The following is a 14460-nucleotide window of genomic DNA, read 5'->3' as shown; positions in this document are numbered from 1 at the left end:
GGGCCGTGCAGCCCTCGATGTAGTGGATGTAGCTGTCTTCGTCCGCGATGATCAGCGTCCGCTCGAACTGGCCCATGTTCTCGGTGTTGATGCGGAAGTACGCCTGCAGCGGGATCTCGACGTGCACACCCTTCGGGACGTACACGAAGGAGCCGCCCGACCACACGGCCGTGTTGAGAGCCGCGAACTTGTTGTCGCCGGCCGGGATGACCGTGCCGAAGTACTCCTCGAAGAACTCGGGGTGCTCGCGCAGCGCCGTGTCGGTGTCCATGAAGATGACACCCTGCGCCTCCAGGTCCTCGCGGATCTGGTGGTACACGACCTCGGACTCGTACTGCGCGGCGACACCGGCGACGAGGCGCTGGCGCTCGGCCTCGGGGATGCCGAGACGCTCGTACGTCTCGCGGATCTCGACAGGCAGGTCCTCCCAGGACTGCGCCTGCTTCTCGGTCGAACGCACGAAGTACTTGATGTTGTCGAAGTCGATCGCGCTGAGGTCGGCGCCCCAGGTCGGCATCGGCTTCTTGCCGAAGAGCTGGTATCCCTTGAGACGGGTCTTCAGCATCCATTCGGGTTCGTGCTTGAGAGCCGAGATGCCGCGGACGACATCTTCGGAGATTCCGCGTTTCGCAATGGCTCCGGCGGCATCTTCATCGTGCCAGCCGAACTCGTACACCCCCAGGCTGTCCAGCTCCGGGCGGTCGATCAGAACATCCGACATCTCACACTCTCCTCGCGTCACGCGGCGGACGATTTTAGGAACGGTGCAGGCGCGCTCAGCCCGACCCTGCATGGTTCCCGTCGACCCCGACTGACCTATTCTGCGCAGGTAAGGCACCCCTAATCCGTTCAGAATCACGCGTGACACGGACTCTGCGACGCACGCTTCCCGGTTACTCCCCATCACAGGAACTCGATTGACAGACTGACCGCGTGAAGAAGGTAATTGTCGCCGGTTCGACCGGTTCAGTGGGGACTCAAACGCTCGATGTGATTGCGGCGAATCCAGATCGATTCCGTCTTGTCGGCATCTCAGCAGGCCATGACTCCGCCCTGCTCTCGTCTCAAGCGGCCGCATTCGGTGGCATCCCAAACGTTCTCGGGATCAGGGATTCGGTCTCGCTGGTGCAGAACACCGATGCGGACATCGTGGTCAACGCCGTAACAGGGTCCCGCGGGCTCGGCGTCTCTCTGGCGGCGCTGGATGCCGGCCGTGTCCTCGCCCTGGCGAACAAAGAGAGCCTCATCGCGGCCGGACCGCTGCTTTCCTCCCACGCAGGAGCGCACCGCATCGTTCCCGTGGATTCCGAGCACGCAGCGATCGCGCAGGCTCTGAGAGCCGGACACCAGCAAGAGGTCCGGCGCCTCATCCTGACTGCTTCGGGAGGCCCCTTCCGAGGCCGACAGCGGAAGGAGCTTCAAGATGTGACACCCCAGGATGCTCTCCGGCACCCTACCTGGTCGATGGGAAGGACCATCACGACGAACTCCGCGACACTGATGAACAAGGGATTCGAGCTGATCGAAGCCCATTACCTCTTCTCTGTCCCCATCGAGAGCATCGAGGTGGTGGTTCACAGACAGTCGGTGGTGCACTCAATGGTCGAATACGTAGATGGGTCGACGATTGCTCAAGCGGCTCGTCCCGATCTCCGCCTCGCGATCGCCTCAGCGCTCAACTGGCCGGATCATCTTCCAGGAGCCGTCGAGCCGCTCGACTGGTCTGTCAGCCACTCCTGGGATTTCGAACCGCTCGATGATGTGGGATCCCCCGCAGTTGAGCTCGCTCGCTCGGCCGTGAGGATGGGTGGCTCGTATCCCGCGGTGCTGAACGCGGCGAATGAGGTGGCCGTGGACGCGTTCCATTCTCGTGCGATCGGGTTCCTCGACATCGTCGACGTCGTGGACGCCGTCCTGAACGAGCATCGGCCCCCGGAGGTCTTCGCTATGGAGACACTGCAGTCGATCGAAACCGAGGCTCGCCGATCTGCGACCCGCTTCATACGCCGTTAGGACTCGCAGGAGACGTCGGCGACGCTTTCCTCGAGTCGAGGAGAGTCCGGTAGATGCCCTCGAATTGTTCGATGGTCCGCTCGATGCCGTGCTCTCGGACAAGCTCGAGACTGGCCGCCTTCATAGCCAGGTACTCCGCTCCCGGCAAGGTCAGTATCTGTTCGAGCCGTCGAGCGAGATCATCCTCATCCCCCGGGGTGAACAGATAGCCGTTGACTCCGTGGTCGACGAGATGCGGCAGAGCCATCGCCCGAGCAGCGATGATCGGCAGGCCGGATGCCATGGCCTCCAGCGTCGCGATGCTCTGCAACTCAGCGGTAGATGGCATGACGAACGCCACCCCCATCGACAGTCGGTGGCGAAGGACGACCTGAGGTGTGGCGCCGAAGAAGGTCACGGTGCTCTGCAGACCCAGCTCCACGACCAGATCCTGAAGACACTGCAGCTCATCGCCGTCGCCCAGTATCGAGAGAGTCGCTCCGAGGCGAGAGTCCAGGTGCGAGAAAGCTCGAATCAGAACTTCCAGATTCTTTTCCTTCGACAGACGTCCGACGTAAACCAGGTCGGTGCTGCTGGAGAGTGCGGGCTGAGGAAGAAATGCTCCGACATCAGTGCCGCAGGATATCGCGCGGACATCCTCGATCCCCGCGCTCTTGCTGAGATACTCCGCGGCGATCCGGGTGGGTGTCGTCACCACATCCGAACGGAGGAAGGACCGCCGCGCGCTTCTCCAGAGATACCGGACGACTAATGCACGTAAGACGGAGGGAATCCCCGCCGCGTCGACCACGTTCTCCGGCATCAGGTGGTTGGTGCCGACAACCGGGAGACCACGCTTACGCGCGTGACGAATCAGAGCACGGCCGACGATGATGTGCGACTGATGATGGACGAGATCAGGCTGAAGGTCATCGAGGATACGCGCGGCGCTTCGCGACGCGAACCACGGACGCGCGAACCGCACCCACGGATACGACCGGAGACGGGAGGACTTCAGCCGATGGACGGCGATGATCTCGCCCTCATGCAGTTCGGAGCCGTAGCCGACCTCCGACGAGTCCGCGGCTGGGGCAACCACGGTCACGGAATGACCGCGACGTGCAAGCCCCGCCGCGAGCTGGGCGGTGAACTTCGCTGCGCCGTTGATGTCCGGACCGAAGGTGTCGGAGCCGATCACGATGTTGATGGGTCGCGTGTACAGAGAAGCTCCCTACTCAGAGTGTGGCTACTCGGCGCGCGGAAGGAGCGTCGAGCAGTGGCTGTGGAATCAAGCCTTCCGCCTGCGGTATGGCGTCGAGCGCCGCTGGCACGCATGCATAGGAACCGGCAGCGCATCTTGGTTCGGCGTCGTACCCGATCTCTCCCATCGATGACGTCAATGACTACCATGGGAGGGCGGGTCGCGGACGGAGTCGGCATCCCGGATCGGAACAGTCTCCTTCAGCCGCCCGCCTCGCCAACCGAACGAGGAAGCGACATTCCGTGGACAAGCTCAAGGGATCTGATGTCTTCACGACAGAGGACGCCGGAGTGCGCTTGGAGCACCTGAAAATCTCTCGCACCGTCAGCGCTCACGCGCATGAGTTCGCCCTCGTGTCTGTCGTGATGAGTGGACGCGGGCTGCAGGTCACGGAAGCAGGGACGACCGAGTTGTCGATGGGTGTCATCTCAGTTCTGGCTCCGGGCACGTGGCACGGATACGCTCCCCAGCCGAGTCTTGAAGTGGCCAACGTGTACATCAGCCGCGAGCTTCTCGGGCACGAGCTGTTCTGGCTGTCGCGATTGCCGAAGATCGGGCCGCTGCTCGCGCCAGAGGTTCAGAGAGACGCTTCCCTGACATTCCAGGGCACATCCCGCTTTCTTCGAGTCGCCCGGAGCTCGTTCGAGCGTTTCAGGAACTCCGAAGGGAGCTTCCTCAGTCAGGTTTCCGCGTTGCTGGAACTGCTGGCTGCAGTCGAGCCGTCACTGTCACGAGAACCCATCGGTTCGCGCCCAGCGCAGACAACCGAATCCGCGATGGCTTCCGTCCACCGGCCGACCGTAGCGCGGGCGATCAGCCTCCTCCATGCCGAACTCGAACGGACATGGAGGCTCGCGGATCTCGCTGCCGAAGTCTCGCTCTCACCCTCCCAGCTGGTTCGGGTCTTCAAGGCAGACACCGGGCAGTCGCCACTGAGTCACCTGCAACAGTTGAGAGTGGAGAGGCTCGCGTACCTGCTGCGCACTACTGATCTCCCTGTGGCGACGGCAGCCCGACTAGTCGGCTGGCACGACGGAAGCTTCGCCGCACGACGATTCAAGAGCTCATGGGGAATCGCGCCCGGAGAATACCGTCGTCGGTACAACTGGACGTGAGATCTACTTCACGAGGGCTTCCCGCGCGTGGGCAGCGTCGTGGCTGATGACGGCCGGCACGGACGAGGCCACGAGCAAGCCACCGAGAACGAAGCTCACGATGATCCCGACGAGCATTGCCGATGATGGGTCAGGGATCCATCATGTTCAGCGCGCGCGAGTCCGATCCGTGCTTGCTCACGTTGTCCCGGCCGGATCTGTGCCCTGCGATGCGGACGGTTCGTCAGCCTTCGCCGGGTCTGGGAGGTAATGGGCCCAGAACCACGCCATGGCTTTTCCACTGAGATGAGGGCCGTCGGGAAACGCCGAGTGGCCCTCTTCATCCTGTCGGTCGTGGCGAGGCCTGCGATACAGGGGTTGGGGTACGAAGCGGACGGCGCCGTCGTCGTCCGCGAGCATCGCGGCGGCGGCCTTCCGATCGAAGGAGTCGCCCGCGATCGCCAGACGCGACGCGTCCAGTCCCTTTGCAGCGCCGTTCGCGGTGATCCATCGCACCGCGGCGTAAGCCTGTTCGACGGTAGGCCCTTGGTCGGTGAAGGACGGGTGACGCCCTACGAGGACGACCGCAGTACCGGCGCCTGCGACGAACTCTCGGATGAGTGTCTCTTCGACGCGGGCGTCGTCGACGGACCATCCCTCTCCGTGCACATACAGCATGACGGGCACCAATCCCGTGGTGCCGGCCGGCTTGAGGACACGAACGTGCACGTCTCCCACGTCGGCGCCGAAGACGACCCACTCCTCATCGAGACGACGGGATTCCTCGGACGTGCTGCGCGCGACGCCCTGCGGCCGCTGGATCGCCGTCACGATCTTGTCGCCGTGTCGATTCGTCAGGGCGGTGGTGTCCCTGAAAGCTCGACCGTTCGACGGAGAGACGATGTTAGTCATCGTGTGTCCTTTCGTTGGATCTGTCGGTTCGCCGTCGCGACGCTTGGCCGGGGCGAGTTGCTGTTCTGACAGGAATCAGTCAGCGAGCCAGTATGCATTCCCGTGCCGGAGGTGATCCGGGTGTAGTCGAACCCAGACGAGGCTGACCAGACGTCCGGTGAAATCCACAGTGATCAAGGCTGTGAGCTCGTCGTCAGTCGTCATCACCAGCCCCGCCTGACCATCAACCGCGCGTTCCGCGACGACGACTCCCGGGCCACCCTTGAAGCCATGGATAAGGACCGGTGCGGCGTCTCTGGTTCCACGCGCCACAACTGTCTTCTCGTGGCCTCCGCGCGTTGAGGTCACTGCCACCGTCACGTCCGGATGGAGCACTGAGATGAGGGCGGCGAGGTCCTGTTGTTGTGCGATGCTCCTCAGCCTGCGGACGGCCGAGTAATGCGTCGGACGTGCAACCCATTCCCACAGCACGTCGCGCAGAGAGGTCGTGTGCTCGTCTCTCACTTGCGCGTCCGTGCGAGGTGTGAGGGTCTTCATGTTCGTCGCCTCCTAGCTGATCCTGAACGATCGGGTCCAGCCGTCTGCCGAATCCGACCCTGTTGCCAGTTAAGACTTGACAGCGAGCGGAAGTGTGACGTTTTCCAGCGTTATCGGGTTCGACCGATCCGTCCCCTCACATATCGATGCCCTGTCCGGTCATCCTCTCGGCACCACTCTGCGGAGTATCTCCGCGAGCAGCCACGATACGAATCAGTTCGAGAAGGAGCAGCACTTGACCTCCACATCCTCCCGTCCGCTCAACGCCGTGATCATCGGGTGTCTCGGAATCCTCATCGCCTATTTACCTGTTGTCGGTGTTCCTGTGATCCTCGGCGACATCGCGGCGAGCACCGGAGCAGAGACATCCGACCTGCAATGGGTCACCGCATCGGGGCTGCTCGCGCTCGCCGCCGCCGTCCTGTCCGCGGGCGTGGCGAGCGACATGCTCGGCCATAAGCGAGTGCTCATCGCTGGATTCGGCCTGGTTGCCGCTGGCTCGCTGATCGGCGTTCTGTCGGGCTTCCCGGACGGTTCCGACGGGCTCCTGTGGTTGTACGCGGGGCAGGTTCTCATCGGGCTCGGTGGTGGCGCGCTTCTCACATCCACGCTGTCGATCGTCGGTCACGCGGCAGCGTCAACCCATCAGCGCACGTTTTTCATTTCCCTATGGGCGAGCGGTCTCGTGATCGGTTCGGGGCTCGGGCCATTCGTCGCCGGCGTGGTGACTCTCGTCGCTGACTGGAACTGGATGTTCCTGCCGCTGGCGGTGATCTCCGTGATGATGATTCCTGTCGCCGCAGTGTCCCTGAGACCCTCCGCACGGGTACCGGGCAGAAGTATGGACCTCCGCGGGCAGCTCACCGCCATCGTGGCCGTCATCGCCCTCGTGTTCAGCATCATCCAGGGCCCGGTTGTCGGATGGGGGGCACCGCAGACGGTGATCGGATTCGTGCTGGCCGCGGCGCTCACTGTGACCTTCGTGTTCCTCGAACGTTCCGCCAAGGCTCCGCTGGTGAGAATGGACATCTTCCACTCCGCTGGGTTCGTTGTCTCCGCACTCGCCGCGATGGCCATCCTCTTCGCCATCGTGGGCATCGCTTTCGTGCTCACACTCTTCCTCACCCGCTCGCAGCATCTCAGCGTGCTCGAGATCGCCACGCGCCTCGGTTTCCTCTACCTGTTCGCCGCCATAACCGGACCCGTGGCCGGCCATCTGCAACGGACGATCGGATCGCGCGTCTTCCTCGTTGCGGGCCTGGCCATCGCCGCCGCCGGGGTAGCGGTGCTCTCGGGAGCGCCCGAGGACGCGACGCTTTTCGACCTTGCGTGGCCGTTGAGTGTTACGGGTGTCGGTGTCGGTGCCGTCTTCAGCACCGTTTCATCGGTTGCCGTCCATTCGGTGCCGACTCAGCTGGCGGGGATGGCCGGCGCGACCAACACTCTTTTCCGACAGATCGGGGCTGCGCTCGGGCCCGCGATCGCCGGCACCGTCGTCGCCACGCAACTTGCTCACGGCAAGCACATGGGACCAGCGATGCAGCTCACGATGAGCGTCATCGCCACGACGCTTTTTTGCTCCGCCGTAATTGCCGCCATCGGGCTCTTCGTCATCAGAAGGCGAAGCGGCGCCTCTGATGCGGACGGTGGTCACGACGGATCGGACAAACCGAACACGGCTGCGGACACGCGATGACCATGCGCTGCTTCCCGAGGAGGTTGTTGAAGGTCCTCAGGCAAATCGCGCTATCGACGGCGTTCATCACGGCCCCAGGAATGGAACGCTATCAATTCGGTCTCGTGCAGATGCTCCTGGCTGACGCGCCGATCGACTCTTCGACCATGCACGATGGCAGGCGAGCAAACCGGGCGTCCCCGGCGGGATCGCGGGACGATTGATCTCCCCGTGCGTCTGCGCTCGCCGCACGTGCAGACGCACGGAGGGATCACGCGATCGCTGTCAGCACCTCCGTGTATAGTCCGTCCGAATCACCGGTGGGCGCCAGCAGGGCGACGTTACGTGCCACCTGTTCGGCGGAGTCGGCGCCCACCGCGACGGAGACGACCGGTGGGGCGGGCCGGCGCGCGAATGCGACAGCCGCCTCGGGAAGCGTGAAGCCGTGGCGCGATGCGATCGTCGCCATGGCGCGTGCACGCTCCAGCACTGCCGCCGACGGCGGGGCGTAGTCATAGTGCGAGAGTAAGTCGGGAGCCTCCTTGGCCAGAATGCCGCTGTTGAAGATCCCGGCTCCGATGATCGCGACCCCACGCGCTTCGCACTCGGGAACGAGTTCGGAGAGAGCGGAGTGGTCGAGGAGCGTGAGGCGACCGGCGACCATGACCACGTCCACCTCGCATTCGCGCACGAAGCGCAGCAGTGTCCGAAGATCCTTGGTTCCAACCCCGATCGCGCCGACGTCACCCGCGTCTCGCAGACGTATGAGCTCTGGCATGGCGTGACGGATCGCATCGTCCGCATGATCGTCCGGGTCATGCACGAAGGCGATATCGATGCGGTCGATCCCCAGTCGTCGACGCGACGCGGTGAGGGATCCGGTCACCCCTTGCCTGCTGAAGTCCCACCGTCGACGCGCGGCGGCCCCGGCACCTTCGATGATCCGCCCCACCTTCGTGCTGACAATATAGTCATCGCGATCATGTTGCCGGAGGGCGCGACCCAATCGGCGTTCGGACAGCCCGAGGCCGTAGTGCGGCGCGGTGTCGAAATGCCGGATCCCTCGCGTCCAGGCGGCATCGACGATCGCATCGACATCGCTCTGCTCGAGCGATACATAGAGATCACCGAATTGCGCTGTGCCCAGCCCCATCTCTGTGACGCGCACGCCGGTCTCGCCGATCGCGTTCCACTTCACGTCGCCGCGCCGATCAGCTCTGCCGCGAGCGCTCGCTGTCGCGCCATGCCTCGTACTCGGCGCGGCTGTTGGTCGATAGCGGGTAGTAGTCCGACAGACGCGCGCCCTCTTCCAGCCGAATCCGACTGAACACCTCCCAGTTCTCGTGATCCTCGGCAGACTGCACGAGTTCGAGCGCCTTGCCCTGCGGCACGATCACTGCTCCGTCATCGTCGGCGATCACGACGTCGCCGGGGAGGGCGAGCACTCCCCCGACGGCCACCGGAACGTCGTACGCCCACGGGAAAAGGTCCGTCTGCGAGGCATAGTGCGGAGTGGTTCCTGTGCACCAGATCGGGACGCCGAGTTCACGCACTCGCGCGGCGTCGCGAATCCGGCCATCCACCACGATGCCCGCTCCACCGCGACGCTTGAAGTACCGCACGAGCATGTCGCCGAAACACCCGGTGAATGCACTGCCGTACGCCTGGACCACGAGGACATCACCCTCCTGTACGGTCTCGAGGACCTCCCACAGAGCGGTGTGGCGCTCGATGTACTCTTGGTCGACTCCGCTGGCGATGTCCTCGCGCTGCGGCATGAACTGCAGGGTCAGCGCCGAGCCCACGATGCGGCTCCCTCGTTCGAAGGGGACGGGGCCTTGCACCGCGGTTCGGGTGATGCCCATGCCGTTCAGCTTCGCGCACGCCGTCGCGGCGCTCACGATGTCCAGGCGCTCGATGATGTCGCGGTCGGCACGTTGAAAGACGTCACCACGAACAGGCAGCGGCCAGACGTTCGACAGGCTCTCGGATGTGGTGTTCATTATTTCTCCTGGTTCGAGCGGATGAATTGGTGGGTGGCGCGATTCGCGCGTCGCGTGATCGCGAGTTCTAAGGTGATCCGGGTCCGAGGCGGGAGCGACAAGACCAGCGATGAGTCGTCGACCTCTTCGGCTCGCCAGGTGACGGTCGGCTCGGGGATCGCGTAGACGAGAGGGCTCCCGGGGTAGTCCGAGCCGGCATCGAACGCGACCGAGTCGATCCGGTCCTCGCCGAACCCGCCCGCCGTCAGCCGGACCTCCCGCGGCTCGTCGCCGGGGTTGACCAGTTCGAGCGATATCGCGTCCTCGTCGGCGCGTCGGACGAGTGCTCCAACATCCGGGGGGAGTCCCGGCCGTCCTTTCAGTTCGTCGGAGATGAGGATGCGGGCGAACGTCAGTCCGCCGTAGTACACGGCGGGCGGGGCGCCTGTCACCAGCTGGGTCAGGATCTCCGTGACGACGGGATTCAGCCGCTGCCAGAAATGGATGTCGCCATCTGCCGGCGCTTCGTCGGCCTTGTCGATGAGGGCGAGGCGTCGCAGCACCTGCCCGATCGCCATCTCGAGCGCGCGTTCCGGGTAGTCGGCGTTGCGTCCTTCGAGGAACTCGCGCCAGGGAGCCTCATGTCCTTGTTCCTCTTTGTCGTGGAACCAGCGCACCTCGCGCCAGTCACTGCTGGACGATTTTCGTATCCGATCGAGGAGATCCCGGGCCGCCGTGCTGTGGTCGATCCACTCCATCCACATCGCCGGCTCGATTGGCACCGGGTGGTAGTCGAACCATCCGTGTGGGCCATGGCGATACGGGACCAGGAGCTCCACGGTGCTGTCGTCAGCGCCCAGGCGATCCGCCCACCCGGGTCCCAGGCTGCCCTGCCCCGAGATGCGATCGCGTTCTTCCGCATGCTCGAGCACCGTGTCCAGAAGGCCCTGAGCGAGATCCATCCGAGTCGTCTCACCGGTGAGGATGACGCTGTTCAGCACGGCGACCGTCGCGGCTGCGGCGATGGTGTGGAGGCCGTGCGGCCATGTCCATCCGTAGTGTCCACCGAACCACGCGCCCTGGTGCAGCTCGCCGACTCGTCCGCTCGGGCCGACGTTGTCAGGCAGTACGCCGCAGTTCGCCTCAGCACGCTCCCGCCAGGCGTCGATGTATTCGAGCGCCCACGCACGGTAGCGCTCGTCGTGATCGTAGAGCCAGGCGTTGGCTGCGAGCGTCGTCGCCGCGAGATTCACCGCGGTGTCGCCGCGACCCATCCGCTCCTGCATGGCCGATCCCATGCGGGCGGCCGCTCCGCGGGTGCGCAGGTCGTGCCAGGTATCGATCCCCTCGAGATCCTGCAGCGGGAGCCCGTAGATCTCCATGCCCGCCTGATCGGCGCTGTACTCCGTCCAGTCCTCTCCGACGCCCCACCGCGGGCCTCGAGAACCCGTGTGCGGAGCCACGATGGTGCGGGTCGACGGGTCGTAGTTTCCGGTCTCGGAGTCGGGAAGGTAGAACCCGGCGAATCGGAATGCGCGGTCACGGAACCGTTCGTCCGCAGGGTCAGCCGCGCAGATGCCGAGGAACAACGGAAGCGATTCGCCCTGATGGAACCAGTCGTAGCCGATCTCGTACTCGTCGTGGACGAATCCGAAGCGCGACATCTGCCGGGTGACGCCTTCCCAATGCCGTTTAGCCGATAGAAGGAGATCGTCGGCCCCGCCGAGCCGATACAGCGTCGGCCAATTGAAGAACGGCTCGTAGAAGTCGTCGACCCCATCGCGTCCGTACATGCGCCCTCCGTATCGAAGGCTCCCGTCCGGTTCGCAGAATCTCTTAGCGAAGCGCCTCCACCCGAGGTCGAGAAGACGCAGCAGCTCTCGTTCGAGGAGCGCCCATCGGGGGATCGCACGAAGAGGCACGGACGCCGTGATGTGCGTCATCCCTTCACCGCTCCAGAGGTCAGCCCACCGATGATCTTCTTCTGGAGCAGAACGTAGAAGACGATGACCGGCACCACAGCCAGCAGCATGTTCGAGTAGACGAGCGTGTAGTCGGTGGAGTATTTGCTGATGGCCGCGAAGACGCCGGTCGTCACCGTGTACAGGCCGGATCCGGGGCCGAGGATGATGCGAGGGTTCACGAAGTCGGCCCAGACTCCCACGGCGTTGAGCACCACCGCGGTGGCGATCGCGGGCGCCATGAGTGGGAAGATCACCCGCCAGAAGGTCCCGATCCGTGACGCCCCGTCTATGCGAGCCGCCTCGTCGAGCTCTCTCGGAATGCTCTGCACGTAGGCAGTGAAGAGGAAGAGGGTCGTCGGGATGGTCAAGGCGGTCTGGAAGAGGATGAGTCCGGGCATGGTACCGATGAGTCCGACCGACTTGAGCACGTAGATGACGGGAATGACGATCGTCTGGCTCGGGATGAAGAGCCCTGCGAGCATCACCAGCATCACGATGCGATGAACGCGCCGGGTGCCCCGCGCGATCGCGTACGCCGCCGGACCGGTGACGACGATGGAGAGCACGTTCACGACCACCACCAGGAAGGCCGTGGTGCCATAAGCGGCGACCACGTTGAAGTCGGTGGACGTCGCAGCCGCGATGATGTTGTCGAGGGTGAACCCCTCGGTGGGCCACGAGAAGGGTGCGCTGACGATATCGCCCTCGGTCTTGAAGGCATTCGTCACGAGGAGGTAGAGCGGTGCACCCATGAGTGCGACCAGGACGATGATCGCGATTATCCAGCCGATCCTGCGAGCGGTCATGCGGACACCGCCTCTTCACTTCGACGGCGCAGTTGCGTGAGCGCGACGGTCACCGCGATGATGACGATCATCAGCACCACCGACTGCGCGGCGCCGTATCCGAGCTGAGAGCGGCTGAATGAGGTGGTGAGGATGTTGAACACCACCGTCTGTGTGGACCCGGCGGGGCCTCCGGCCGTGAGCGCGAGCACGATCTCATACACACGGAGCAGTCCGATCGCGACGAGCACGATGTTGAGCGTTACGGTTGGCGCGAGCACGGGGAGCTTCACCTGCCAGAAGGTCGCCCAGGGGCCTGCGCCGTCGATCGTCGCCGCCTCGAGAAGCGATGCGTCGAGTGTCTGCAGACCGGCGAGATACAGGATGACGTTGAGTCCGAAGCTCGCCCAGATGATCACGAGAACGGTCGTGATCATCGCCCATGCGGGATCGGCGAGGAAGGGGACGCGCTCGATGCCGAGCGATGTCAGAAGGGAGTTCACAGCGCCGTTGGTACCGAGGATCGAGGCCCAGAGAAACCCGAGGATGATGGGCCCGATGACATAGGGAGAGAAGACAAGGACACGCATCACCGTGTTGACGCGAGAGTTGCGGTTGAGGAGCACTGCGATGGCGAGTCCGAGCGCATTGCACACGAGCGTGCCGACGACGGCGATCACCGCGGTATAGGTGGCGGCGCGGAAGGCCTCGGGGTCCTGGAAGAGCCGCTCGTAGTTGCGCGTGCCCACCCAGGAGGGCGGAATGGTGAACCCATCCCAGTTCGTGAAACTCAGATATGCGGCGATGACGATCGGAATGAGCACGAACAATGCGACCAGCGCGAGCGCCGGGCCGATCATCGCAGCGTCCGCCAGGAACTCGGCGCGGCCACGACCGCGCCGACGCCGTCGAGCGGCCGAGGCCGAGGCCGACGAGGAGAGTCCCCCGCCGACCCCGGCCTGTACATCACTGCGCGGCATTGAGGCCCCACCATGCGTCGAGCGCAGCAGCGGCATCCGCCGGGGTCGCCCCCACATACAGCGCCTGCACCTGCTTGTTGAGTTCGTCGCCGAACCCTCCAGGGATGCCGGGACCCGAGGTACCGATGACCAGACCGGGCGCCGCATCCAGAATCGCGCCCACCTCCTGGTTCAGCGCGCTTCCTTCATACGAGTAGCCCTGACGGAAGTTGCCCTCGGACTCCAGAGAGGCCGTGACGGCCTTCTCATCGGAGACGAGGTACTCGACGAGTGACAGCGCCAAGTCCTGGTTCTGCGATGCCTGCAGGATCGAGTACGGCTGTGCCGGTCCGCTCATCTGCGGCGCGATCTCGCCGTCGAGCGAAGGGGACGCGAAAACGCCGACCTCGAAGTCCACGCCAGCGTCGTCAATCGACGGAACCAGCCAATTTCCCATCACGAGCGCTGCAGATGAACCACTCGTGAACGCATCGATCGAGTCCTGATACTTGAGCCCCAGGGCGTCAGGATCGACGAGCCCTTCGGAGATCCACCCCGAGTATGCGTCGAGGTACTCTGCGTACGGACTGTCGCTGAACGAAGCGTCGCCGTCCGTGACCTCGGTGAAGAAGTCACCCGATTCGAGCAACGCGGGATTGGACATCATCGCGAACTGTGCCCCGGTGACCCATTCACCTGCCGTACCGAGGGGCGTCGCCGTACCCGCGGCCTTGACTGCCGCGAGAGCCGCCGTGAAGTCCTCGACGCTCGTCGGAACTTCGGTGACGCCCGCCGCTGAGAAGAGATCCTTGTTGTAGAAGACCAGCGACTGGATCTGCGCCCCCGTGGCGACCTGCCAGATCTTGTCATCGACGGCGTTCTCCTTCGCGAGTGGCGTGTCGAGTACCCACGCTTCGTCGGGAAATGCCAGCAGCTGTGGTGCGACCACGGGGTCGAGGTTGCTTGCGACGATGTCGGGGACATCACCGGACGCCAGTTCTTGCTGCAGCGTCGACTGAACGTTCTCCCCGCTCGGCACCTCGATGGTGACGGTCACGCCTTCGTGCTCGTCGACCCAGGGCTGCACGAGCGCCTGGTAATACTCCTTGGTCAGCACGGGCGTGATGTTGGCGAGGATGCGCAACTCTGTCTCATCGCCGCCGCCTCCACCGCCGTTCGTCGAGCAGCCCGCCAGAACCACGACTCCGAGAGCCGAGACGGCGGTCAGCGCGACAACGCGTCGGGTGTTGTGTCGCATGAATCCTCCTTGATCAAGTGCAATCGCCTATCGATAGGCGA

The 14460-nt window shown here is 64.2% G+C and carries 12 protein-coding genes and 1 pseudogene; 3 read left to right on the top strand and 10 right to left on the bottom strand.

The annotated features are described in order from the left end of the window. Positions 1–721, bottom strand: a pseudogene (locus LC452_RS21715) (Fe-S cluster assembly protein SufB); the annotation flags it as partial. Positions 722–933: 212 nt separating this feature from the next. Here LC452_RS21715 and dxr point away from each other — a divergent pair. Beyond that, positions 934–2013 carry a 1-deoxy-D-xylulose-5-phosphate reductoisomerase gene (dxr, locus tag LC452_RS21710; RefSeq protein WP_223629004.1) on the top strand — a complete coding sequence of 360 codons (1080 nt, stop codon included), beginning with the start codon at positions 934–936 and terminating at the stop codon, positions 2011–2013. On the opposite strand, the gene LC452_RS21705 is transcribed toward dxr, so the two are convergent. Further along, entirely contained in the window at positions 2000–3190 is a 1191-nt protein-coding gene (locus tag LC452_RS21705) for a glycosyltransferase (RefSeq protein ID WP_223629003.1), read from the bottom strand. The two genes, dxr and LC452_RS21705, sit on opposite strands and share 14 nt — an antisense overlap. Positions 3191–3495: 305 nt before the next feature. Between LC452_RS21705 and LC452_RS21700 the strand changes: the two genes are divergently transcribed. Continuing rightward, on the top strand, positions 3496–4368 hold the full coding sequence (locus tag LC452_RS21700) for a helix-turn-helix domain-containing protein (protein ID WP_223629001.1): 873 nt from the start codon (positions 3496–3498) through the stop codon (positions 4366–4368). Between the two features lie 177 nt (positions 4369–4545). Here the strand turns inward: LC452_RS21700 and LC452_RS21695 are convergent, their stop codons facing one another. Both LC452_RS21695 and LC452_RS21690 read right to left on the bottom strand, forming a co-directional pair. Continuing rightward, entirely contained in the window at positions 4546–5259 is a 714-nt protein-coding gene (locus tag LC452_RS21695) for an alpha/beta hydrolase (protein WP_223629000.1), read from the bottom strand. A gap of 75 nt (positions 5260–5334) precedes the next feature. Beyond that, positions 5335–5796, bottom strand: coding sequence for a hypothetical protein (locus LC452_RS21690; protein ID WP_223628998.1), 462 nt, complete (start codon positions 5794–5796; stop codon positions 5335–5337). A 235-nt stretch (positions 5797–6031) separates the two neighbouring features. On the opposite strand from LC452_RS21690, the gene LC452_RS21685 reads away from it, so the two are divergent. Beyond that, complete coding sequence (locus LC452_RS21685) at positions 6032–7492, top strand: MFS transporter (protein ID WP_223628997.1); 1461 nt, start codon at positions 6032–6034, stop codon at positions 7490–7492. A 250-nt stretch (positions 7493–7742) separates the two neighbouring features. Here LC452_RS21685 and LC452_RS21680 read toward each other — a convergent pair whose 3' ends face one another. The 6 genes from LC452_RS21680 to LC452_RS21655 all read right to left on the bottom strand — a co-directional run bounded on the left by LC452_RS21680 (position 7743) and on the right by LC452_RS21655 (position 14419). Beyond that, positions 7743–8669 (bottom strand): aldo/keto reductase, encoded by a 927-nt coding sequence (locus LC452_RS21680; RefSeq protein ID WP_223628995.1) that lies wholly within the window; start codon positions 8667–8669, stop codon positions 7743–7745. Positions 8670–8682: 13 nt separating this feature from the next. Then, complete coding sequence (locus tag LC452_RS21675; protein ID WP_223628993.1) at positions 8683–9474, bottom strand: ribonuclease activity regulator RraA; 792 nt, start codon at positions 9472–9474, stop codon at positions 8683–8685. Continuing rightward, positions 9474–11246 (bottom strand): hypothetical protein, encoded by a 1773-nt coding sequence (locus LC452_RS21670; protein ID WP_223628992.1) that lies wholly within the window; start codon positions 11244–11246, stop codon positions 9474–9476. The genes LC452_RS21675 and LC452_RS21670 overlap by 1 nt, the downstream gene beginning before the upstream one ends. 146 nt (positions 11247–11392) lie before the next feature. Beyond that, positions 11393–12223 carry a carbohydrate ABC transporter permease gene (locus LC452_RS21665; RefSeq protein ID WP_223628991.1) on the bottom strand — a complete coding sequence of 277 codons (831 nt, stop codon included), beginning with the start codon at positions 12221–12223 and terminating at the stop codon, positions 11393–11395. Beyond that, positions 12220–13182, bottom strand: a complete 963-nt coding sequence (locus LC452_RS21660; RefSeq protein ID WP_223628989.1) for a carbohydrate ABC transporter permease — start codon at positions 13180–13182, stop codon at positions 12220–12222. Before LC452_RS21660 ends, LC452_RS21665 begins: the two co-directional genes overlap by 4 nt. After that, positions 13169–14419, bottom strand: a complete 1251-nt coding sequence (locus LC452_RS21655) for an ABC transporter substrate-binding protein (protein WP_223628988.1) — start codon at positions 14417–14419, stop codon at positions 13169–13171. Before LC452_RS21655 ends, LC452_RS21660 begins: the two co-directional genes overlap by 14 nt. Positions 14420–14460 lie beyond the last annotated feature (41 nt).

Source organism: Microbacterium sp. EST19A, assembly GCF_019969685.1.
Taxonomy (GTDB): domain Bacteria; phylum Actinomycetota; class Actinomycetes; order Actinomycetales; family Microbacteriaceae; genus Microbacterium.
This window is presented reverse-complemented; position numbering and strand designations above follow the sequence as displayed.

Excerpts from the sequence above, each read along its gene's own strand:
- LC452_RS21695 (WP_223629000.1), bottom strand. The coding sequence starts at position 5,259 with ATGACTAACATCGTCTCTCCGTCGAACGGTCGAGCTTTCAGGGACACC.
- LC452_RS21690 (WP_223628998.1), bottom strand. The coding sequence starts at position 5,796 with ATGAAGACCCTCACACCTCGCACGGACGCGCAAGTGAGAGACGAGCAC.
- LC452_RS21675 (WP_223628993.1), bottom strand. The coding sequence starts at position 9,474 with ATGAACACCACATCCGAGAGCCTGTCGAACGTCTGGCCGCTGCCTGTT.
- LC452_RS21670 (WP_223628992.1), bottom strand. The coding sequence starts at position 11,246 with ATGTACGGACGCGATGGGGTCGACGACTTCTACGAGCCGTTCTTCAAT.
- LC452_RS21665 (WP_223628991.1), bottom strand. The coding sequence starts at position 12,223 with ATGACCGCTCGCAGGATCGGCTGGATAATCGCGATCATCGTCCTGGTC.
- LC452_RS21660 (WP_223628989.1), bottom strand. The coding sequence starts at position 13,182 with ATGCCGCGCAGTGATGTACAGGCCGGGGTCGGCGGGGGACTCTCCTCG.
- LC452_RS21655 (WP_223628988.1), bottom strand. The coding sequence starts at position 14,419 with ATGCGACACAACACCCGACGCGTTGTCGCGCTGACCGCCGTCTCGGCT.